General features: G+C 42.2%; 16 protein-coding genes and 1 other RNA gene. 10 read left to right on the forward strand and 7 right to left on the reverse strand.

The features are described from left to right. Positions 1-429: 429 nt before the first annotated feature. The 5 genes from ACE1AT_RS25410 (at position 430) to ACE1AT_RS25430 (ending at position 7,354) form a co-directional block, all read left to right on the forward strand. A complete protein-coding gene (locus ACE1AT_RS25410) occupies positions 430-831 on the forward strand; it encodes an endonuclease domain-containing protein (protein WP_374873477.1) in 402 nt (133 codons plus the stop codon). Positions 832-991: 160 nt separating this feature from the next. Next, positions 992-4,195: a type I restriction endonuclease subunit R gene (locus tag ACE1AT_RS25415; protein WP_374873479.1), complete on the forward strand. Its 3,204-nt coding sequence runs from the start codon at positions 992-994 to the stop codon at positions 4,193-4,195. Then, the gene (locus ACE1AT_RS25420; protein ID WP_374873481.1) at positions 4,192-4,905 is read left to right on the forward strand and encodes a M48 family metallopeptidase; all 714 of its coding nucleotides are present in this window, start codon (positions 4,192-4,194) and stop codon (positions 4,903-4,905) included. Before ACE1AT_RS25415 ends, ACE1AT_RS25420 begins: the two co-directional genes overlap by 4 nt. Positions 4,906-4,981: 76 nt before the next feature. Continuing rightward, complete coding sequence (locus ACE1AT_RS25425) at positions 4,982-5,719, forward strand: cytochrome c biogenesis protein CcdA (RefSeq protein WP_374873483.1); 738 nt, start codon at positions 4,982-4,984, stop codon at positions 5,717-5,719. 216 nt (positions 5,720-5,935) lie between these two features. Further along, complete coding sequence (locus ACE1AT_RS25430) at positions 5,936-7,354, forward strand: cytochrome c biogenesis protein (protein WP_374873485.1); 1,419 nt, start codon at positions 5,936-5,938, stop codon at positions 7,352-7,354. 76 nt (positions 7,355-7,430) lie between these two features. Here ACE1AT_RS25430 and queF read toward each other — a convergent pair whose 3' ends face one another. The 5 genes from queF to ACE1AT_RS25455 all read right to left on the reverse strand — a co-directional run bounded on the left by queF (position 7,431) and on the right by ACE1AT_RS25455 (position 10,119). Further along, positions 7,431-7,853, reverse strand: a complete 423-nt coding sequence (queF, locus tag ACE1AT_RS25435) for a preQ(1) synthase (protein WP_374873487.1) — start codon at positions 7,851-7,853, stop codon at positions 7,431-7,433. Positions 7,854-8,009: 156 nt separating this feature from the next. Next, a complete protein-coding gene (locus tag ACE1AT_RS25440; RefSeq protein ID WP_374873489.1) occupies positions 8,010-8,414 on the reverse strand; it encodes a hypothetical protein in 405 nt (134 codons plus the stop codon). An 888-nt stretch (positions 8,415-9,302) separates the two neighbouring features. Beyond that, a complete protein-coding gene (locus ACE1AT_RS25445) occupies positions 9,303-9,692 on the reverse strand; it encodes a phasin family protein (RefSeq protein ID WP_374873491.1) in 390 nt (129 codons plus the stop codon). Positions 9,693-9,718: 26 nt separating this feature from the next. Beyond that, positions 9,719-9,815: signal recognition particle sRNA small type (gene ffs, locus ACE1AT_RS25450), an RNA gene on the reverse strand. Between the two features lie 37 nt (positions 9,816-9,852). Further along, a complete protein-coding gene (locus ACE1AT_RS25455; protein WP_374873493.1) occupies positions 9,853-10,119 on the reverse strand; it encodes a YciI family protein in 267 nt (88 codons plus the stop codon). A 518-nt stretch (positions 10,120-10,637) separates the two neighbouring features. On the opposite strand from ACE1AT_RS25455, the gene ACE1AT_RS25460 reads away from it, so the two are divergent. Then, entirely contained in the window at positions 10,638-11,375 is a 738-nt protein-coding gene (locus ACE1AT_RS25460; RefSeq protein ID WP_374873495.1) for a hypothetical protein, read from the forward strand. 137 nt (positions 11,376-11,512) lie between these two features. Here the strand turns inward: ACE1AT_RS25460 and ACE1AT_RS25465 are convergent, their stop codons facing one another. Continuing rightward, positions 11,513-13,294, reverse strand: coding sequence for a protein kinase (locus ACE1AT_RS25465; RefSeq protein ID WP_374873497.1), 1,782 nt, complete (start codon positions 13,292-13,294; stop codon positions 11,513-11,515). Between the two features lie 549 nt (positions 13,295-13,843). On the opposite strand from ACE1AT_RS25465, the gene ACE1AT_RS25470 reads away from it, so the two are divergent. Continuing rightward, positions 13,844-15,052, forward strand: a complete 1,209-nt coding sequence (locus ACE1AT_RS25470) for a protein kinase (RefSeq protein ID WP_374873499.1) — start codon at positions 13,844-13,846, stop codon at positions 15,050-15,052. A 156-nt stretch (positions 15,053-15,208) separates the two neighbouring features. Here ACE1AT_RS25470 and ACE1AT_RS25475 read toward each other — a convergent pair whose 3' ends face one another. Next, positions 15,209-17,866, reverse strand: coding sequence for a polynucleotide kinase-phosphatase (locus ACE1AT_RS25475; protein ID WP_374873501.1), 2,658 nt, complete (start codon positions 17,864-17,866; stop codon positions 15,209-15,211). A gap of 391 nt (positions 17,867-18,257) precedes the next feature. Here ACE1AT_RS25475 and ACE1AT_RS25480 point away from each other — a divergent pair, with 391 nt between their 5' ends. The 3 genes from ACE1AT_RS25480 to tsf all read left to right on the forward strand — a co-directional run bounded on the left by ACE1AT_RS25480 (position 18,258) and on the right by tsf (position 21,046). Beyond that, positions 18,258-19,217, forward strand: a complete 960-nt coding sequence (locus ACE1AT_RS25480) for a glycosyltransferase family 2 protein (protein WP_374873502.1) — start codon at positions 18,258-18,260, stop codon at positions 19,215-19,217. Positions 19,218-19,475: 258 nt separating this feature from the next. Then, positions 19,476-20,270, forward strand: a complete 795-nt coding sequence (rpsB, locus tag ACE1AT_RS25485; RefSeq protein WP_374873505.1) for a 30S ribosomal protein S2 — start codon at positions 19,476-19,478, stop codon at positions 20,268-20,270. A gap of 116 nt (positions 20,271-20,386) precedes the next feature. Next, positions 20,387-21,046 carry a translation elongation factor Ts gene (gene tsf, locus ACE1AT_RS25490; protein WP_374873507.1) on the forward strand — a complete coding sequence of 220 codons (660 nt, stop codon included), beginning with the start codon at positions 20,387-20,389 and terminating at the stop codon, positions 21,044-21,046. Positions 21,047-21,331 lie beyond the last annotated feature (285 nt).

The following is a 21,331-nucleotide window of genomic DNA, read 5'->3' on the forward strand; positions in this document are numbered from 1 at the left end:
TGGGGGCAGGGGAGCAAAATCCCCAAAACTTGGGGGCAGGGGGCAAAATCCCCAAAACTTGGGGGCAGGGGGGCAAAATCCCCAAAACTTGGGGGCAGGGGGCAGAATCCCCAAAACTTGGGGGCAGGGGGCAGAATCCCCAAAACTTGGGGGCTAGGGGCAAAATCCCCAAAACTTGGGGGCAGGGGGGCAAAATCCCCAAAACTTGGGGGCAGGGGAGCAAAATCCCCAAAACTTGGGGGCAGGGGGGCAAAATCCCCAAAACTTGGGGGCAGGGGGGCAAAATCCCCAAAACTTGGGGGCAGGGGGGCAAAATCCCCAAAACTTGGGGACTAGGGGCAATCCCCCAAAACTTTGGGTCTGGGGGCTGGGGTTACGGAGGTAAAAACTGGGCATTCTAACTAAAACATCTACCCATAAACCATAACAATGCCCTTACGTAAAACAACCAATCGCATTCGTGGAACAACACCCCAAATTGAAGAATTTGCACGTCAACTACGCCAGAATTTAACTCCTGCTGAAGCTTATTTGTGGGAAGCCTTGAGAAATAAACAACTAGGAGGATTACGTTTTCGGTGTCAGCATCCAGTTGGGCGGTTTATTCTAGATTTTTATTGTCCTGCTTGCAAACTGGTGATAGAAGTAGACGGGGGAATTCACCAAACACAACTTGACTACGACGAAGCTAGAACTGAGAAACTCCAAGAATATGGATATCGAGTTTTACGATTTACCAATAAAGAAGTGATGAGCGATCGCGATCGAGTTTTGCAGATTATTTTGACAACAGCCCAAACGCCATTCTCCCCTGAATCTACCACCCCCTAAATCCCCTGCCCCCGTAACCCCAAATATTGGAGGTAATTTAGGAGAATTTGAGTAGTTAAATCCCTCCAAATAGAAGACTTTAAGCAATTCAATCCCCCAAAACTTGGGGGTAGGGGGCAAACACCCCACTTGTAACGAGAGAGAAAACCCCCTAAATCCTATGCCAGACTTTCAATTTAACGAAAAATATTTATCCCAAATACCCGCCTTACAACTATTAATAAACCTGGGCTACAAGTACCTAACACCCAAAGAAGTCCACAAGCAACGACGCGGTAAACTCAACAACGTACTCCTAGAAGACATCCTTTGCACCCAACTACAAGAACTCAACCGCATCACCTTCAAAGGACAGGAATATTTATTTAGCTCGGCAAATATCCAAGAAGCAATCCTACGCCTGAAAAACCTGCGCTACGATGGCTTACTGAAAACCAACGAAGCAATTTACGACTACCTCACCCTTGGTACTAGCCTAGAACAAACCATCGATGGCAGTTCCAAAAGCTACAGCCTGCGTTACATCGACTGGCGCAACTGGCAAAACAATGTCTTCCACGTCGCCGCCGAATTTAGCGTCGAACGCACCCGCAGCACTGAAACAGCCCGCCCGGATATTGTCCTGTTCGTCAACGGTATCCCCTTCGCCGTCATCGAGTGCAAATCTCCCAAAATCGAAGTCGAGCAAGCCGTCTCTCAGTGTATCCGCAACCAGCGCGACGAATATATACCCAAACTCTTCACCTACACCCAACTGCTACTAGCAACCAACAAAAACGAGGTTAAATATGCGACCGTTGGCACTTCTGCTAAATTCTGGAGTGTTTGGTGCGAAGATTTAGACCAAGATGAAGACATTACAGCCATCGTTAACACCCCCCTCCTAGACGAGCAAAAAAAACGCCTGTTCTCCGGTGAGTTTGCCTCTACACATGATTTTTTTGACAATCTAGCCGCAAAAGGAACGCGACAACTCACCACCCAAGACCGTATTATTTATAGTCTGTGCCGTCCCGAACGACTACTCGATCTAATATACCAATTCACTGTGTTTGATGCTGGCGTACGGAAAGTCGCGCGCTACCAACAATTCTTTGCAGTTAAAAGCATTCTCCAGCGCGTCAAACAAATAGATAGCCAAGGACGGCGAAAAGGCGGTGTTGTCTGGCACACTCAAGGCTCAGGGAAATCCCTGACAATGGTAATGATGGCGCGATCGCTGGCGCTCGACCCAGATATCCCCAACCCGCGCATTGTTCTAGTAAGCGATCGCGTTGACCTGGACGAGCAAATAAAAACAACCTTTGCCAGTTGCGGGATGCAGCCCGTAAAAGCGAATTCTGGCAGCCATCTGGTAACACTAATTGAAGAAAATAAAGCAAATATTATTACAACCCTCATCCATAAATTTACTGCTGCTCTGCGGGTGAAAAAATTCTCCGACCCCGACCCAAATATTTTTATCCTGGTGGACGAAAGCCACCGCAGCCAGTACGGCAGTTTCCACCCCAAAATGAAGCAAGTGTTTCCCAACGGGTGTTACCTGGGCTTTACTGGCACACCTCTAATGAAAAAACAAAAAAGCACCTTTAACAAATTCGGCGGCATGATTGAACCCTCTTATACCATCCGTCGTGCCGTTGAAGATGGAGCAGTTGTACCCTTGCTTTACGAAGGTCGTCACAGCGAACAGGAAGTTAATCAAAAAGTAATTGATACATGGTTTGAACGTCTGTGTAGTGGACTCACTGAGAAGCAAAAGGCAGACCTCAAGCGCAAATACAGCCAAGCAAAAGAACTCAACAAAACCGAACAAACTATTTATTGTCAAGCCTTCGACATCAGTGAACACTACCGCCAAAACTGGCAAGGCACAGGCTTTAAAGCCCAACTCGTCGCCCCCAGCAAAGCCAGCGCTCTCAAGTATAAAAATTTTCTCGATGAAATCGGTTATGTTACCTCTGAAGTCATTATCTCACCCCCGGATACCCGCGAAGGCTACGAAGAGATAGAGGAGGAACCAACCGATGAAGTCCAAAAATTTTGGTTGCAAATGATCAAACGTTACGGTTCAGAACGAGAATATAACCAGCAACTTATCAACAGCTTTAAATATGGTGACACCCCAGAAATCATAATTGTCGTTGATAAACTACTAACTGGTTTCGATGCTCCCCGTAACACCGTGCTTTATTTGACTCGTTCCCTGCGAGAACATTCACTTTTGCAGGCGTTCGCCCGCGTTAACCGTCTCTACTCCGACGAAGCCACAGGGGCAGAAAAAGAATTTGGCTATATTATTGACTATGCCGGGGTGCTGGGGGAACTGGACAAAGCCTTGACCACCTATAATGCACTGGAAGGCTTTGACGAAGACGACCTAGTTGGAACTCTAACCAACATTCGCGAAGAAATCAGCAAACTACCGCAACGCTACGCGGATTTGCTGGATATTTTCAAAGAAATTAAAAACAGCCACGACGAAGAAGCCTACGAGCGACTTCTCGCTAACGAACAACTGCGGGATGAGTTCTACGAATGCTTAACTTTATTTGCAAAAACCTTGGCTAATGCCCTATCTTCAGAACAGTTTTTGCAAGGTACGCCCGATTCTACAATTAACCGTTATAAAAAAGACTTAAAACGCTTCCAAAACCTCAAAGTAGCGGTGAAATTCCGCTACCAAGAAGCCGTTAATTATCGAAACTTAGAACCTAAAATCCAAAAATTGCTGGACACCCACATTTCTGCTACCGAGGTAGTGCAAATTGCAGCCCCCCTTAACATCTTCGATGAGGAAGCATTTCAAACTCTCAAACAACAACAAAGTAACCCAGCATCTCTGGCTGATACGATCGCCAGCGCTACCAAACGCACTGTTACCGAAAAGATGGAAGATGACCCAGCTTTTTACCAACAGTTTTCAGAACTCATCCAACAAGCTATTAATGATTTTCGCGCCAAACGTATCTGCGAAGTCGAATACCTGCGGAAAGCCGAGGAAATCCGCGACGCTATAGTTAACCGCAAAACCGATAATTTACCCGAAGAACTGCGACACAATCCCGATGCTTTAGCCTTCTACGGCTTGCTGAAAACCTTTACCACCAAACACATCCACAATCAAACCGAAATCAAAACCATTAGTGCCGAGAGTGCATTAGCAATTTACAATATCATTGATAATCATGTAATTGTCGATTGGATAAACAACGAAAATATCCAAAGAAACATGATGAACGACATCGACGATTACCTGTATGATGTATTGCGCGACCAACATGGCATCCATTTCGACCAAGATGAAATGGATAAAATTATCCAAGAGTCGTTGCAACTCGCAAGACGTAGAATGGCACAATGAGCGCAACTACCCGCACTATCAACTATGGCAACGAAACTATTGCCTTTGAGGTCAACTTTTCGGAGCGCAAAACCCTAGATATCTCCGTTCACCCCAATCAACAGGTTACAGTCAAAGCCCCCGTTGATGCCCTACTCGAAGAAATTGACAGACGTGTAAAGAAACACGCCAGATGGATTCTGAAGCAACAGCAGTTTTTCAGCCAATTTGATCCCCGCACCCCATCCCGGCAATACATTGGCGGCGAAACCCATCTCTATCTAGGACGGCAATACCGTTTAAAAATCGAGATAAATTTGCAACCATCAGTCAAACTCAAAGGGCGTTATATTCACGTACAGACTCCCCAACCCGGCTGCACCGAAACAACCCAAAAACTGCTGGAAAACTGGTATTTAGAACGCGCCAAAGTTAAATTTAACGAGCGGTTAGATTTCTGCTTTATACCTTTTAAACATTTTGGATACTTCCCCCCCAGCCTGAAAATTCGCCGTCTTGATAAGCGATGGGGTAGCCTCACAGCCACTAACACCATTATCCTCAACCGCGATTTAATTCGCGCTTCCTCTAGAGGTATCGATTACGTCATTACCCACGAACTCTGTCACCTCAAGCACCCAGACCACAGCAGCGCTTTTTATGACTTTCTCAGTTCTATCATGCCCGACTGGGAAAAACGCAAACTCAGGCTTGAGCAAATGCTCGTTTGAGTTTGAGCAACCCCACCCCTGAGCGGAAATTAAGCTAAAATTCAAGCAGTGCAAGGACTTTCCATTTATCTAGCCCATGCTTGAAAACCTGCAAACCCAATTTTACGAACTAGAACAATTCGCCAACTCCCTTGTCTCTAATCAGTTGACGCATCTGAGTTTATTCAGCGTTGGTATAATTTTTTTTGCCGGACTGATTACCAGTCTGACGCCCTGTATGCTATCTATGCTGCCGATTACTGTCGGCTACATTGGCGGTTATGAAGCGAAAAGTCGTCTGCAATCAGCCGCCCAGTCTACTTGGTTTGCTTTCGGATTAGCAACCACTCTTGCAAGTTTGGGGATAGTAGCAGCTTTAGTTGGAAAAGTCTACGGACAAATCGGTATCGGTTTGCCAATTATTGTCAGTGTGATAGCTATCCTCATGGGGCTAAACTTACTAGAAGCTTTGCCATTGCAAATGCCCTCTTTTGGTGGTACTGATTGGATTTCTCAAGAATTACCTCAAGGTATGCGAGCCTATGCGATCGGTCTGAGTTTTGGTTTAGTCGCTTCTCCTTGCAGTACTCCTGTTTTAGCAAGTTTATTAGGTTGGGTTGCTAATACACAAGACCTAATTTTAGGTGCGGTTTTGCTCATTTCTTACACCGCAGGACATGTAGCACCATTAATTTTGGCAGGTACGTTTACTGCTTCTATTAAAAAAATACTAGAATTACGCCGTTGGTCTAGTTGGATTAACCCAATTAGCGGGGCGTTGTTGGTAGGTTTTGGTGTTTTTTCCCTCGTTTCTCGTATTCCTTTTAGTGGTTAGTGGTTAGTAGGTAAGCTAAGTACAGCTTTGCATTAATTCGTAGCTTTTTTAAACGCAGAGGGACGCAGAGTCTTTATGAACTTAATTCATCCTGTACTAAGTAACAATTCACGATAATAAATCAACTATCAATAACCAATTATTAACTACTAACTACTAATAACCAACTACCAACTATTAACTACCAACCAAAAACTTACTACTAACAATTTACAAATGACTTTAGACAATACAAAGAATTCAGTTTCTGAAAGTTCACCTGAAACATCTACAGAACAATCTACTGAAAAATCAAATTGGTGGTCGCTTGTCGTACAATTCTTACGGCAGGAATTTTTACCTGTACTGACAGATTTACGTTTAGCGATCGCACTCTTACTGCTCATTGCTCTATTTAGTGTCACTGGTACTGTCATTGAACAAGGTCAATCACTGGATTTTTACAAAGCTAATTATCCAGAAAACCCAGCTTTATTTGGTTTCCTCTCTTGGAAAGTGATTTTAACTGTAGGGTTAGATCATGTTTATCGTACCTGGTGGTTTTTTGCTTTACTCATCTTTTTTGGTACTAGCTTAACTGCTTGTAGTTTTACTCGACAGTTACCAGCTTTAAAAGCTGCACGTCGTTGGAAGTTTTATGATCAACCTCGACAATTTACTAAACTAGCATTGAGTGCAGAATTAGATCATGGTTCTGTTGATTCCCTGACCCAAATATTACAGAAGCGCAGCTACAAGGTTTTTCAAAAAGAAGAGCAAGATAATATTCTTTATGCGCGCAAAGGAATCATCGGACGCATCGGCCCCATCATTGTACATATTGGTATTGTCACGATTCTTTTGGGGTCAATTTGGGGGGCAATGACTGGGTTTATGGCCCAAGAAATGATAGCTAGTGGTGATACATTCCAGGTTAAAAATATTATTGATGCAGGGCCTTGGGCTGCAACAAACAAAGCTCAAGATTGGTCTGTGCGTGTGAATCGTTTTTGGATTGATTATACTCCTAGTGGCAGTATTAACCAATTTTATTCAGATTTATCTGTTTTAAATAACCAAAACGAAGAGGTTGATCACAAGAAAATATATGTTAATCAACCTCTGCGTTATCAAGGTGTGACTTTTTACCAAACAGATTGGGGAATTTCTGCTGTGCGGGTGCGGGTTAACCAAAGTCCAGTTTTTCAAATTCCCATGGCGCCACTTAACACTAATAATGGGCGTATCTGGGGAACCTGGATTCCGACAAAACCAGATTTAAGTGAAGGTGTCTCTTTACTAGCCAAAGATTTACAAGGAACAGTATTAATTTATGACGTCGCAGGTCAACTTTTTAACACTTTGCGGACGGGTATGGCTACCGAAATCAATGGTGTGAAACTAACAGTTTTGGATGTCGTTGGTAGCACTGGTTTACAAATCAAAGCCGATCCAGGAATTCCGATGGTTTATTCTGGGTTTGCTTTATTGATGTTGGGTGTGGTGATGAGTTATTTTTCTCACTCACAAATTTGGGCGTTGCAAACAGATGGACACCTGTATGTAGGTGGTAAAACAAATCGCGCCCAGGTAGCATTTGAACAGGAAATTTTAGGAATTTTGGATCGCCTGAGTCAAGAAGGGGATAGGGGATAGGGGATAGGTTGGAAAGGGGACAAGGGGGACGCAAAGAATAAGCAATGACCAATGACCAATGACCAATGACCATTGACTATTGACCTTCAGATTTCACATGGCGAACTTCAATCACTGTATGCACGTTACCACGTGGTGCAAAATCTGCTTTGACGGTGATTTCTAAAGGATCGCAAGCAGCGACAAAATCATCCAAGATTTGATTGGCTGATTCTTCGTGAGAAATGTAGCGATCGCGATAACTGTTAATGTAAAGTTTGAGGGCTTTTAATTCTACCACCAGTTGATCAGGTATGTAGGTAATATGAATGGTGGCGAAGTCTGGATAACCGGAAAATGGACATTTACAAGTAAATTCCGGCAATGTGATATCTATGTTATAGCGTCGTCCGATGCGCGGATTAGGAAATGTAATTAGTTGTCCTTCCGCGATTTCGCGTTCGCCATACTTCATTTCTTGACTTGGCTGTGACACACTTTCAGATAAGGAGTTACTCATAATAGTAATGGTCAATGGTCATTAGTCATTAGTCATTAGTCATACTTGACTTTTAACTTATACCAATTCAATTAATGATTGCAACATCCTTGGTAAAGACGCGATAAATCGCGTCTACAGATGGTCTATTTGTCGCATTCTTTTTTCAAATTGGTATTAGAATTCTTCTGATTGCCAGTCTGGGCAATTGTCACCATCCCAACCATAAGGATGCATACCACAGACTAATAAATTACCACCATATGCTTGACCGTGGTAGTGGCAGCAACCAATGCAAGCTGGATTTTTTTCGGCTGAGGGTTCAACTGGATAGGGAAAACCGGGATCTAAATCATCACCTATGACATCTTCCAATTCCCAGTACATTTCCAAAAATGGTTCAGTCAATTCCTGAAAATACTGATCTATTTCGACAGCGATGGTATTTTGCAGTTCTTCGGTAACTTCTTCTGTAACTTCAACAAAAGCCTCTACCATTTCACTTATTCCCAGGAAAAAGCCTTCGACTTCATCGCTTACTGTTTGTACCATTTCCCAAAAATCCTTTTGCCAATTTTCCATATAATTAACGCTTTAGTGGGTAGTAGTGGTTTAGTATATAAAGTCTGTATCTCAGGGTAAGAGCGGCTTCGGTGTAGGGTGGGCTTGAGTCCTGAAGTAGGAAAGCACACTTGGCGCTGACTGCAAACTAAGTAATCTTGATTTGGTAGAGTGCTATTGTATCTACTGGCGTGATACGACTAAAATGTTGCTTTAGATTTTTAGTTTTTTCAGCGCTGAAGCGCTTACTACGAACTTTTTTCTATTGCACTATTTTAAGCTTGCCACGCTACTACATGGAAATAGTCTATTGTGTTAGTTTGCCGCAGAAGCTATTTTCCCAAGAATGGATATTTAAGCTTAAACTAGACACCTTAAGGCAGTTTCCTAAAGAGTAATATCTTACAAAAATTAAATATTCATCTAACTTTAAGTGCTACCTAACTGATAGCAACGACCAACACCCAGATAAACAGGTTTTAACTAGAGCAGCAGAAGTCCCGCGCTCTACCGCAACGGTGAGCGTCGGCTCTGCGGTGCGAGCAAGCTGAGGAGCCTCCCCAAGGTCGAATTCCACTTCCGAGCGTGGAACAGCGGCGTCTAGAGCGTTTAAGCGAGCAAGTTTGTGGTATAGTTTGTACATCTTGACCATCCCTGCCGTAAGCGAAAACCAAGCTAATAGGTACATGTTGCAAGAAAAATTATGGGTCTTGGGAACCAGGACTCCTGCCCTTGGAGGCAGTGTAAGACCAATAGAATTACCCAGTTGTGGAGGCTACTGCCGATGAATTGGGAAGTCCGTGCTGTACTGTAGGTCAGCGTCGGGTAGTTCACCTAAATTCTACGTCATATAGCAATGGGTTGATCTCAGCAAAACAAAGCTAATATCAACCCAGCATAAATTTATAATTAATTATCGCGTTGCAAACGCTTTAACTCGTTTTCTAAATCCAGGACTTGCTGGCGTAGTCGATCTACATTCTCATTATCGCCTTGAACATCTTTCGCCGTCGGCTGCTCGTCTTCTTCTATAATTTCGATGCGGCGCGGTTCAGATGGAGTGGTTGTTGGTGCTGCTGTAGCATCAGCTGCTTGCTGCTGGGCTTGCTTCATCATGTCCTCAACGAAACGGCGAGCCTCTTCTGTGGTCATTTCGCCCCGTGCCACCATTTCGTCTGCTAGCTTTTGGATTTGCGATCGCACGCCTTCTAGTGTTCCACCTGCTTTCTCGCCCGCGTAAGCAGCTAACCCAACACCAAGGTAAAAAGCTTTTTTAACAATATCCCCAAAACCAGCCATTACAGCCTTTACGCTCCTAAAAATAGGGCGACCCGGAGATTACGCCTACCATAAGCATCCCGTGTTGCTGCTACCTTCCGGTCCTGACAAGATTTGGGCGTTACAGTCGCATAAGTCCAGGTCTATAGATAAGCATAGCATGAAATATTGTATATGTGTGTTATTCGACTACAATTTTCCATTCATATAGTTTGTAGTTAACACAGTCGTTTATGATCAATGGGTCATTGGCTACAATTGTCTGGGCTTCTGCCATTGATGCGGCTTCAAACACCATCATCCCGCCTCCCATCTTTGCCCAGTAGCCAGTTTTAGCATTGTGTCCTTTGGCAATCAAATCTTTTACATAAGCTCTGTGAGCAGGTATATATTGGTCAAAGATAGATTTATCAACTTTGCCTTCTTCAATCTTGACAAAAATCGGCATATACTTGTCATCTCCCATTACAAAAACTAGAGGGTAAGGATGTCAGGCTCCCTACATCCCTTTGTTAGCTGTTTTCTCAAATCATCTTTATATATATAGAATCAAAATTCTATATATCACATAAATATTGTTTCCTAGTAAGGGTTTCAGCCCTTTTGAAACTTTGTAGTTATAGCTACAGTCATAGCTAAAAAACTTTCTTATATTGTGTGTGTTTATTGATATCTTGCACCAAGCGACTAGAAGTCGCGACTACACACAGACGAAGCGTAGCGGCTTTCTATAGACGCGCAAGCGGCTTCTCGTAGAGTAAGGAAGATTACCTACGTGGTTTTAAAAGCTTTGATTTTCCGTTAGTCTGCTTTGTTAGACTTGATTTGTATAGTTTAGTGAAAGTTGAATCACTCTATATTTCACTCTTTGAGAGTCATTAGCATTTCTTTTGTTTTTACATTACCAATCTCAATCTTTTATTGTTACTTTGATTTTGTAACTATTGATATACTCCTTGTGCTAAAATGTTGCGACTTTATCATTTAATAATTGGTGTAGCTGTGTTGGTTTTTGTACCATTGGGATTAAAAGTTACTGGTTCTGGCTCTTCTCAAAAGAGTGATTCCCCAAAAGTGGTACAACTTTCCCGCGCCACCACTCCTAGTCCTAATGGAAACAATATTTGGAAAAAATTTGTGGAGAAAACTGCTAGTCCTAAAGGTTGGCAAGTTTTACCTTGTGATGGTAATACATCTCTATTATGTATCTCTGCAAATGGAGAGCGTATTGGTACGGTAGAGATGTCAATTTTACCCCTTGAAAAACAGCCAAATTTTCAAAAGTTTCTGACTCAAGCTGGTATTAATCCTAGTAAAAAGATAGACCATCAAAATCCTCAGTATCAAACTCAACTATCATTAGCACTGAATACTTGGGTAAATGAACATTACGCCGGATTGGAGAAAGATCGTCAAGGTAGTTATGGCGGAAGCATTAATTTTTCCAGCTATCCATCTCAAAGAGTACAGATTGGTAAACTTCCTGGAGTTCGATATGGCTTTGTTGGGCTAAAGCATCAAGGTGGAGTGCAAGAACAACATGTAGGTTATGTTACCTTTGATGGCAAAGCACTTTATGTGATTACTACTGCTTTTGATCCAACTTCTAAAACAGGTAAGTTTGATAAATTAGAAAATCTGGCAGTTTTTGAGCCTTATTTAGATGCGATCGCTTTGAATTTACGTCTACCCAATTCAATATAAATAAAATATATAACCTCACCCCGTCCTATCGGATACCCCTCTCCTTACCAAAGAGAGGGTAAGGAGGTGAGGTTTTTTATTCATCTTGGCTACTTATAAACTAAGATTAATCAAGACAAAAATTAGTTACCAATTATTTATAAAGATGTTGTGTTTGGTGTAATGTTCACTTCTTGCATTAAGGAACCTGGCTCAAAAGATTTACTAGTTGATGTTTCTTTTGATAATGCAGCAACAACTTTAGATGGAGCTACTTTTTGATTTTTGCCTTGCAAACGTTGCTTTTGGACATATTCTTCCAATTTAGTTTGAGCAGTTGCATATACAGAAGAATTTTTTGGAACTTGCTGGAGGAAGTTCACAGCTGCGTTAAACTCGCCTATTTCCGCCTTATTATAGGCTTGTTGTAACAGAAAAACTGCTCTAATATGCTGCTTTTGCTGGTATTCAGCTAATTTTTTTTGAACTAAATGATTAACAGCATTTTCTTGAGGAATTTGCTGAAGATATTCTAAAGCAGTATTAAAATCTTTATTTCCAGCTTTTTCATAAGCTCTTGCTAATAAATTGTTAGTTTGTGTTTCAATTTTAGCTTGAGCTTGCTTAACGATTGGCTCTGTTTTTGACTGCCAATATAAAATATCAGGTATTTGAGAAGCTGCGTGTATAACCTCTGACCATTGTTCCTGTTCTGATGCTTGTTTAGCTAATAAATATTGCTCAGTAGCAAGTTGCCATTGATTTTGCCATTCTTCAATTGTACTTTGTGCTTCTGGATAAACATTACTCTTTAACGGAATAGATTTTGCCAGAGCGATAGCTTCTTCCAAATCTCCATCTTGAAATTCTTTTGTCGCTTTATATAAAGCTTCTGTTCCAGAATAGGCTGGAGAATTCATTAAAGAATAGACTCCAAATCCCATCACTAAAGAATTAGCCAAGAGTCCTACTCTCATTCCCGTCAGCAAAGGAGGAGATTTCGCAGATACATCTTCTCGAATCAAATTAGGAACTTGTTCACTAGCATTAACAGATGTAGCATTCTGCAAATCTATTGTCTGCGCTGGATAATATTCCATAGACATTTGCTCCAGCGCCCGCAATATTTCAGGTACTGACTGAAAACGATCTTTGTAGTTATAACGGATCATCTGACTGAGAATTGCAGCAAGATAATCGCTAATAGGGGTATGATGAGAACGCCAAAGAAACTCATTACTACGAGGATCTGTTTTTAATTGCAATGGGGACAAACCCGTTAAAGCCTGGATCGCAATCATACCCAAAGCATAGATATCACTATTGGGCTGTGTCTGATCAATAAATTGTTCTGGGGGAATATAACCTAATGAAGTTACAGGAACTCTATAAATTGGCAATACTGTATCTACACCAAAATTTATTGGTTGAATAGAACCAAAATCAATAAGGACTAATTTCCCATCACTAGCACGTCGAACTAAATTTTCTGGCTTCACGTCACAATGAATTACTCCTTGCGAGTGAACAAATTTGAGAATTTCTAATACATCTTTTAAAAATTGAATAATTTCGTATTCAGTCCATAAATAATCAGAACGTTGATTAGTGGGTAATTCTGCTGTCAGTGCATGTCCTTCAATAAACTCTTGCACCAAATAAAAACGTTCGTTTTCTTCAAAACAAGCAATCAGTTGAGGAATTTGATCATGGTGTCCCAAATACCTCAAAGTTTCAGTCTCAGTGAGAAAGTGCAACCTCAACGATTGTAAATAGGCAGGTTGGGAGCTAGAAACCTTTAGTTGCTTAATGACACATTTAGGTTGATGTGGCTGTTCAACGTCAATTGCAACGTATGTTTGTCCAAACACACCAGCACCCAAACTTTGGACAATTTGATACTGTCCTTGTAGTACTTTACCGATCATGTGGTAGGCCATGAGCTGCTTATTAAGTCACCATTTATATTTAGCTTTTCGGTGAATGCTCCCTGTTTCCGGAATTATTGCTCGGTAGATAGTCGAAACTGTTGTTGTTTTATAACACTTTATCTAGTAAAGTTTACGTAGTAAACAAATCATAGATAGTACACTACGTCTGATAAAACAATACAAGTATTATACATTGTCAGTATTTTTGATCACGGCAAAATTTTTTGCTTTAACGTAAGTTCAAAAAAGCTTAGTGCTGACTCAAAAAATACACCTCTCTAAATGAGTATTATTTTGATTTGACCATAGGATGATGTAGAGAAAACATATACTCGGTTTCCTAGTGAAGAGGGGCAACACAAATATTCAGAAGAAACCAGAAACATCCGAGTTTGTGTCAACCCCAATTTCATTCACGAAGGAATAATAATGTTTTACCACAATGATTGCTCACCCAGTATCTGAAAAAATGGCAGTTACAATTATGAACTGCCACTTTTCTCATCACTGTTGCCTTGAGCAGGGCAAAATAGAGACAGGTGTCCCCCCATCCTCAATATGAGCTATTGTCTTAATCCCAGCTGTCCCCACCTCCAAAACAAGAATAATGGGAAGTTTTGCCAAACTTGCGGTGCTAAGTTACTTCTCAAGGAACGCTACCGTGCTATTAAACCCATAGGACAAGGCGGTTTTGGCAGAACTTTTCTTGCAGTGGATGAGGATAAACCCTCTAAACCGCGTTGTGTGATTAAGCAATTTTATCCCCAAGCCCAAGGTACTAGTACTGTACAAAAAGCAGTGGAGTTATTTAATCAGGAAGCAATGCGACTGGATGAATTAGGGAAACATCCGCAAATTCCAGAACTGCTGGCGTATTTTACCCAAGATGATAGGCAATATCTTGTGCAAGAATTTATAGATGGGCAAAATCTGGGAGAAGAATTAACTGCAAAAGGGGCTTTTAACGAAACGCAGATTCGGCAACTGCTCAATAATTTATTGTCAGTCTTACAATTTTGTCATGCTAGGCAAGTCATTCATCGAGATATTAAGCCTGAAAATATTATTCGTCGTAGATTTCCCTTGGAAGGCGAGGAAAATCAACACAACAGGGATTTAGTTCTAGTTGATTTTGGTGCTTCTAAGGTTGTTACCCACACAGCCCTCAACCGTACTGGTACAAGCATCGGTAGTCCAGAATACGTTGCACCGGAGCAAATGCGGGGACAAGCAATATTTGCAAGTGATATCTATAGCTTGGGTGCTACTTCTGTACGACTATTAACCGAGCGATCGCCTTTCGATTTGTACGATATTAATAATGCTACTTGGATTTGGCAACACTACGTTAAAAATCCCGTCAGCGAAGAATTAAGCGGTATTCTCAACAAAATGCTGCAAAGCATTCCCGCCCAGCGTTACCAAACCACAGATGAAGTCCTAAAAGACTTAAATAAAAAATCGTCTGTTGCTACCAGTCTCACTTTACCTGCACAGCCAGTTGTGACTTCACCTCCACTTCCACCAACTCCTACACCAACTCCTACACCAAATCCTAGTTATAATCCTATTGAAAAAGAATTAGAAGAAATGAGAACTACATTTCTCGGTTCTCATAAATCTGCAAATAACAAAACAACGCGCGCACCCCAACCATCAACAAATCAACCATCAACAAATCAACCTGCTCCTCACAGCAAAATCGACGAAGAATTAGAAGAATTACGAGCTAAATATCTCGGTAATAACAATTCTCCCGATATGTGATGTTAATAATTTGTCATTGGTCATTGGTCATTGGTCATTGGTCATGAATCAGTTAACAGTTTAATTTGATAACTGATAACTGATAACTGACAAGTCTCCCGTGTCCCCTTTCCAATCTCCCCAATCCCCAATCCCCAATCCCCGATCCCCGATCCCCTACAACCTCGGATCTATAGGTTCACTCTCTAGTGCCAAAATTCCAACGACGCATTCATGGACACGACGTAGAGGTGCGTGAGTCACAAAACGTTCTAATGCTTCTACACCCAAAGCAAACTCTCGCTTTGCTAAAGAACGCTTGAGTGATAATCCCCGTTGACGCAAACGTTTCATGTTTTCAGGTGTAAAGTACTCCAAGCCATAAACAGTTCGCAAATACTCTTGTCCGCGACATTTCACCGCAGGTTGAATGATTCCTTGATTGTTTTTGACAATAAATTGTATTGGTTTAATGACCATACCTTCACGACCCATTGCTGTCAGTTCTTCCCACCAATGTACTGCTACTACTTCACTGCTTGGGTCTGTTAAATCTATGACTTTATATGCTGTTAGTGACAGTAAGTCGGGATCATGTAGAGCAATATTCGTCACCTCTTGCATGTGCCATTGGTGATCTTTGTCGGTGTGGACGGCTGTTTCTGTTGCCAAGATGTGGAAGGGTGCAAGTCTACAGTCAGAAATCGCCTTAACAGGCCAGCAGTAGCGACGGTAAGCTGTGACGTATTTTTCAGCCATCTCGGCTTTTTGTTGATAGTTGGTTAATTGTAGAGTCAAATCTACACCACGTCGTTCAGCCTTCTCCAGTAAGGTGACAGCATCACCAAGAGCAAGCTTTGATGCAACGCCAACAGGCGCATATTGTTCTCGTAATTGTCTTTGGGCTTTAGCTGACCAAGGTATGAGTTCACACTCTAAGCACACCCAATCAGTCTGAAATTTTTCCCAGAAGCCACTAGCGGTAAGGCAGGTATTTAAGCGTACTAATAGTTCTGTTTCTAGAGTCGGGTCTTCAAAAAACTTGCTGCCTGTACGAGTATAGCAGATACCAATACCTTCGTTAACTACACCGAAGCGCTTTTTCGCTGCTGTTTCATCCCGACAAACAATTACCACTGCTGGTGAACCCATATGTTTTTCTTCACATATGACTTGGGAAATTCCCTGGTTACGATAGTAAACAAAAGCTTGTTCGGGGTGTTCCAAGTATCTCAAAAATTGGGATGTTCCCACTGAAGATATAGTAGGTGGTAGATAAATCAGCCATTTGGGATTGGCTGCAAAACGGCTGATCAGCTCTAGAGCTGCGATCGCATTTTCTTCTCGAATTTTAATATTAGGTAGTAAGCGGGTATGAATAATTCGCTTACCTAGTACATCATTAATATGTAGCACATCATCCCGTTGCTCTTGGGCTGTTATTGCTTCTTTAACAACGCCATCAATAGGTTTGGCTGGTTGAGTATAAGCACGAACAGCAGGAACACTGACTAATTCCTTTTCTGGATAGCGCAGGGCTGTCAGTTTGCCTCCAAAAACACAACCTGTGTCAATATTAATCGTGTTATTCAGCCATTCTGCTGAGAGTACGGATGTATGTCCATAGACGACCGTTGCTTTACCTTGGTATTGTGCTGCCCAATTGTAACGGATAGGCAAGCCAAATTCGTCTATTTCTCCTGTTGTTTCACCATATAAAGCAAATTCCCGGATTTGAGCCGAGCCTCGTCCCTGATATTCTTGCTTCATCCCAGCGTGAGCAACCACGAGCCGACCATCATCAAGGACGTAATGACTTACTAAAGTATCTAAAAATGCTTTCAATTCTTTGGTATGGTGTTCACGCCATTCTTCTGGCAAAGCTTCTATTTCAGCCAAAGTTTTCTCTAGACCATGGTTAACCTTGACAGTTTTACCACGTAATTTCCGCAAAAATTTGTTTTCATGATTACCAGGAACACAGATAGCTGTCCCTGCTACCACCATATTTCGTACCAACTTAACCGTATCGAGAATACGTGGTCCCCGGTCTATCAAATCACCCAAAAAAACAGCTTTACGTCCTTGGGGATGGTAGTAGGTAGGAGCATTCCACAGGGAAGGAGGGGTGGGAGTGTGGGGAGTAATAATATTTCCCGTGTCACCGTGTCCCCCCGTCACCGTGTCCCCTTGTCCTACTAGTCCCCCAACTCCTCCTTTGACGTAGCCTAATTTTTCCAATAAAGCTTCTAGTTCATCACAACAACCGTGAATATCACCGATGATGTCAAAGGGGCCGTGTTCGTATTTGCGGTTATTCCACAGAGGCTGACGTTCAATTTCTACGGTCTCAATTTCTGCTGTGGAATTAAGGATATATACGTAGCGAAAACCTTCTCTTTCTAATCCGCGTAGAGAACGCCGTAAAAATTGGGTGTGACGCCGCACCACATGGGAACCAAACTGACGGTTTGGGCGTTGTTGGTTACGTTCGTGACAAACTTCTTCAGGTAGGTTGAGAGCGATCGCTACTGGAAAAAAATGGTATCTTCGTGCTAATTGCACAAAAATTTTCCGGTCTTCTGGCTGGATATTGGTCGCGTCAATAACGGTCAGTTTTCCTGCTGTGAGTCGTTTGGTAGTGATAAGTTGTAGTACATCAAAAGCATCTCTGGTAGCAAATTGATTACTCTCATCATCAGATACCAGTCCCCGGAAGAAATCTGAGGATAAAATCTCAAAAGGTTGAAAAAATCTACGCGCAAAGGTTGATTTACCGGCGCCAGAAGCACCAATGAGAACAACTAAAGAAAGTTCGGGAATAGTTAGTTTCATAATTAGTGGTTGGTTACTAGTAGTTTGTACAAGCACCAAAACTAAGACTTGTACTGTTGTTGGTAGTTTTGCTTTACCTTGACCTCCACTCTCCCTTCCCCTTTTCCCCTAATCTCGTAGGGGCTACTGAGTTCTGTATTTTCAAGTTAGAAGGTCTTGTGATAAATTACACAACGAGGGCATGAAAATATAACTCTTCCTACACCCTTACACCCATTTTCAAGACAGTTAGTTGTCTGAGAATTACTCTTCCAATTTTGATATGGGTGTAACCAAAGTAATTTATGCAGTTAAGTGCTTTATTTTGACGTTAATTCGATAAATTGCTTTAAAACTGTGTCCAAAACAAAGAAGGAACAGTGTTTGTGCGTGAGTTGTCCTATCTTAAAAGATGGGTAGTAGTGTGGTGAGTGATACTGTGTTTTTTAGCGTTGTGATTCCGACATACAATCGCCAGCCGATTTTGTCAAAGTGCCTCAGAGCATTAGAAATACAGCAATTGAGTGCATCTAGTGAAATCGCTGGTTACGAAATTATCTTGGTGGATGATGGTTCTACTGATGGCACATTGGAATGGTTGGAGACACACAAAAGTGAGTTTCCCCATGTGCGAACCTTTCAGCAAAATCATCAAGGCCCTGCTGTAGCGCGGAATTTAGGTGTAGAGAAAGCGCAGGGAGATACTATTATCTTTATAGATAGCGATTTAGTGGTGACAGAGAATTTTCTGCAAGCTCATGCTGACGCACTAACGGAGGGACACGCAAAATTGGGAAGCGATCGCGCCTTTACCTATGGTGCTGTCATTAACACTTGCAATTTTGATCATCCTACCTCTGAGCCATATAAAATAACAGATTTTTCTGCCGCTTTTTTTGCTACAGGTAATGTTGCTATTCCTAAGCATTGGTTAGAAAAAGCTGGGTTGTTTGATACAAGTTTCCAACTTTATGGTTGGGAAGATTTAGAATTAGGCGTGAGGCTAAAAAAACTAGGTTTAACACTGATTAAATGTCCACAAGCAGTAGGCTACCATTGGCATCCACCCTTTAGCTTAGATCAAATTAAGAGCTTGATTGACAAAGAAATTCAGCGCGGAAAGATGGGAGTTTTGTTTTATCAAAAGCACCCAACTTGGGAAGTGCGAATGATGATTCAAATGACTTGGTTACATCGCTTACTGTGGGGAATTCTTTCATTCAATGGTGCTTTAAATGAACGGACAATGGCTCCTTTGTTGCAATGGCTGATTAATAGAGGTAAGCCCCAATTGGCTTTAGAAATTGCTCGAATTTTCCTCAATTGGTACAACGTCAAGGGTGTGTATGAAGCGTATGCGGAAGTGAGGTGATCGGGGATCGGGGATTGGGGATCGGGGATTGAGGCATGAATCAGTTAACTGATAACTGATAAGTTGGCTCCCTTGTCCTCCTTGTCCTCCTTGTCCCCCTTGGCTCCCTTGTCCTCCTTGTCCCTCTTGTCCCCTTTCCCCGATTCCAAAATATGCTACCCTATTATGGTTCTTTAAATATCCGCACATCCAGGAGTTCGGGTGTTTCCAATAAGGAGATCCACCTGGATGGAGGTTTAACCCGAATAGGAGAAAAATATGCCAGTAGTTTCTTTGGCTCAGATGATGGAGTCAGGGGTTCATTTTGGTCATCAGACCCGCAGATGGAACCCAAAAATGTCTCCATACATCTATACCGCCCGCAACGGAGTACATATCATTGACTTGGTGCAAACAGCCCAGTTGATGGAAGAGGCGTATACTTATATGCGATCGCAAGCCGAACAAGGCAAAAAGTTCCTTTTTGTTGGCACCAAGCGACAAGCAGCAGGTATTATTGCTCAAGAAGCTTCCCGTTGTGGCGCTCACTACATTAACCAGCGCTGGTTGGGCGGGATGCTCACTAACTGGGCGACGATCAAAACGCGGGTAGACCGTCTCAAAGATTTGGAACGTCGGGAAGAAAGCGGCGCTCTTGATCTATTGCCAAAGAAAGAAGCCTCAATGCTACGCCGTGAGTTATCAAAGCTTCAAAAATATCTGGGCGGTATTAAAACTATGCGGAAAGTCCCCGATGTTGTGGTAATTGTAGACCAACGCCGGGAATATAACGCAGTTCAAGAATGCATTAAGCTCGGAATTCCCATTGTGTCTATGCTGGACACAAACTGTGACCCAGATGTAGTAGATATTCCCATCCCAGCCAATGATGATGCCATCCGCTCAATTAAACTGATTGTTGGTAAATTGGCGGACGCGATTTATGAAGGTCGTCATGGTCAGTTGGATGTAGAAGAGGAATACGAAGACTACGAAGGCGCCGAGGAAGAATACGATTACGAAGAAAGCGATTTTTCTGACTCGTTCATTCCCGACGAAGAAGAGGAAGAATAATCAGTTATCAGTGAACAGTGAACAGTTATCAGTTATCAACTAGTAACTGTTCACTGAAAAATACTCAAAACCCAAGAGCAATTAAAATTGTCAGTCTAAGTAGGAATTGAGGCAAAATGGCGGAAATATCTGCAAAACTCGTCCAGGAGCTACGCCAGAAAACGGGCGCCGGCATGATGGACTGCAAAAAGGCGCTAAAAGAAAACGATGGTGATTTAGCAAAAGCCGAAGAATGGCTGCGGAAAAAAGGTATTGCTAAAGCCGGAGCCAAAGCTGATCGGGTGGCGGCGGAAGGACTTGTAGGCAGCTATATCCACACTGGTGGTAGAGTCGGTGTACTTGTAGAAGTTAACTGTGAGACTGACTTTGTTGCTCGCCGCGAAGAATTTCAAACCCTCGTGCGGAACATCGCTATGCAAATTGCGGCTTGTCCAAACGTAGAGTATGTGAAAGTGTCAGACATCCCAGCTGATATCGTCCAAAAGGAAAAAGATATTGAGATGGGACGCGATGACATTTCCAACAAACCTGATAACGTTAAAGAAAAAATTGTTCAGGGACGCATTGATAAGCGCCTGAAAGAATTGACTTTGATGGATCAGCCTTACATCCGCGATCAAAGCATCACAGTAGAAGAACTTGTTAAACAAGCGATCGCTCAAATTGGTGAAAATATCCAAGTGCGTCGTTTCGTTCGCTTTGTTCTCGGTGAAGGTATTGAAAAGCAAGAAATAAGCTTTGCAGATGAAGTAGCCGCTCAAACGGGTGGTAAGTAATTTTAGTTGTTAGTTGTTGGTTGGTTGTTGTTTGTTAATGGTTTGATAGACTGATAACTATCAACAGCTAACTACCAACGATTAACTATATTTTAGGACAGGTCAACTATACTTAAGTTGACCTGTTTTTTGTAGTAATTTGACAGTAAGCGTTCAGGGGGTGTAAAGAAAACAAAAAACATTTCCCAAAATCAAGGAATGAAATTAAGCCGCTTTCAATAACTCAGAATCATCAGAACAAGGAGTAACTTGTGGAAGCAAAGAAGGTGGAGTGTTATCACCACG

This window comes from Pelatocladus sp. BLCC-F211, assembly GCF_041928655.1.
Lineage (GTDB): Bacteria > Cyanobacteriota > Cyanobacteriia > Cyanobacteriales > Nostocaceae > Pelatocladus.

What these genes read in the sequence shown, in the direction of transcription:
- ACE1AT_RS25410 (WP_374873477.1), top strand. Translation starts at nt 430, where the DNA reads ATGCCCTTACGTAAAACAACCAATCGCATTCGTGGAACAACACCCCAA.
- ACE1AT_RS25415 (WP_374873479.1), top strand. Translation starts at nt 992, where the DNA reads ATGCCAGACTTTCAATTTAACGAAAAATATTTATCCCAAATACCCGCC.
- ACE1AT_RS25420 (WP_374873481.1), top strand. Translation starts at nt 4,192, where the DNA reads ATGAGCGCAACTACCCGCACTATCAACTATGGCAACGAAACTATTGCC.
- ACE1AT_RS25425 (WP_374873483.1), top strand. Translation starts at nt 4,982, where the DNA reads ATGCTTGAAAACCTGCAAACCCAATTTTACGAACTAGAACAATTCGCC.
- ACE1AT_RS25430 (WP_374873485.1), top strand. Translation starts at nt 5,936, where the DNA reads ATGACTTTAGACAATACAAAGAATTCAGTTTCTGAAAGTTCACCTGAA.
- queF (WP_374873487.1), bottom strand. Translation starts at nt 7,853, where the DNA reads ATGAGTAACTCCTTATCTGAAAGTGTGTCACAGCCAAGTCAAGAAATG.
- ACE1AT_RS25440 (WP_374873489.1), bottom strand. Translation starts at nt 8,414, where the DNA reads ATGGAAAATTGGCAAAAGGATTTTTGGGAAATGGTACAAACAGTAAGC.
- ACE1AT_RS25445 (WP_374873491.1), bottom strand. Translation starts at nt 9,692, where the DNA reads ATGGCTGGTTTTGGGGATATTGTTAAAAAAGCTTTTTACCTTGGTGTT.
- ACE1AT_RS25455 (WP_374873493.1), bottom strand. Translation starts at nt 10,119, where the DNA reads ATGCCGATTTTTGTCAAGATTGAAGAAGGCAAAGTTGATAAATCTATC.
- ACE1AT_RS25460 (WP_374873495.1), top strand. Translation starts at nt 10,638, where the DNA reads ATGTTGCGACTTTATCATTTAATAATTGGTGTAGCTGTGTTGGTTTTT.
- ACE1AT_RS25465 (WP_374873497.1), bottom strand. Translation starts at nt 13,294, where the DNA reads ATGGCCTACCACATGATCGGTAAAGTACTACAAGGACAGTATCAAATT.
- ACE1AT_RS25470 (WP_374873499.1), top strand. Translation starts at nt 13,844, where the DNA reads ATGAGCTATTGTCTTAATCCCAGCTGTCCCCACCTCCAAAACAAGAAT.
- ACE1AT_RS25475 (WP_374873501.1), bottom strand. Translation starts at nt 17,866, where the DNA reads ATGAAACTAACTATTCCCGAACTTTCTTTAGTTGTTCTCATTGGTGCT.
- ACE1AT_RS25480 (WP_374873502.1), top strand. Translation starts at nt 18,258, where the DNA reads ATGGGTAGTAGTGTGGTGAGTGATACTGTGTTTTTTAGCGTTGTGATT.
- rpsB (WP_374873505.1), top strand. Translation starts at nt 19,476, where the DNA reads ATGCCAGTAGTTTCTTTGGCTCAGATGATGGAGTCAGGGGTTCATTTT.
- tsf (WP_374873507.1), top strand. Translation starts at nt 20,387, where the DNA reads ATGGCGGAAATATCTGCAAAACTCGTCCAGGAGCTACGCCAGAAAACG.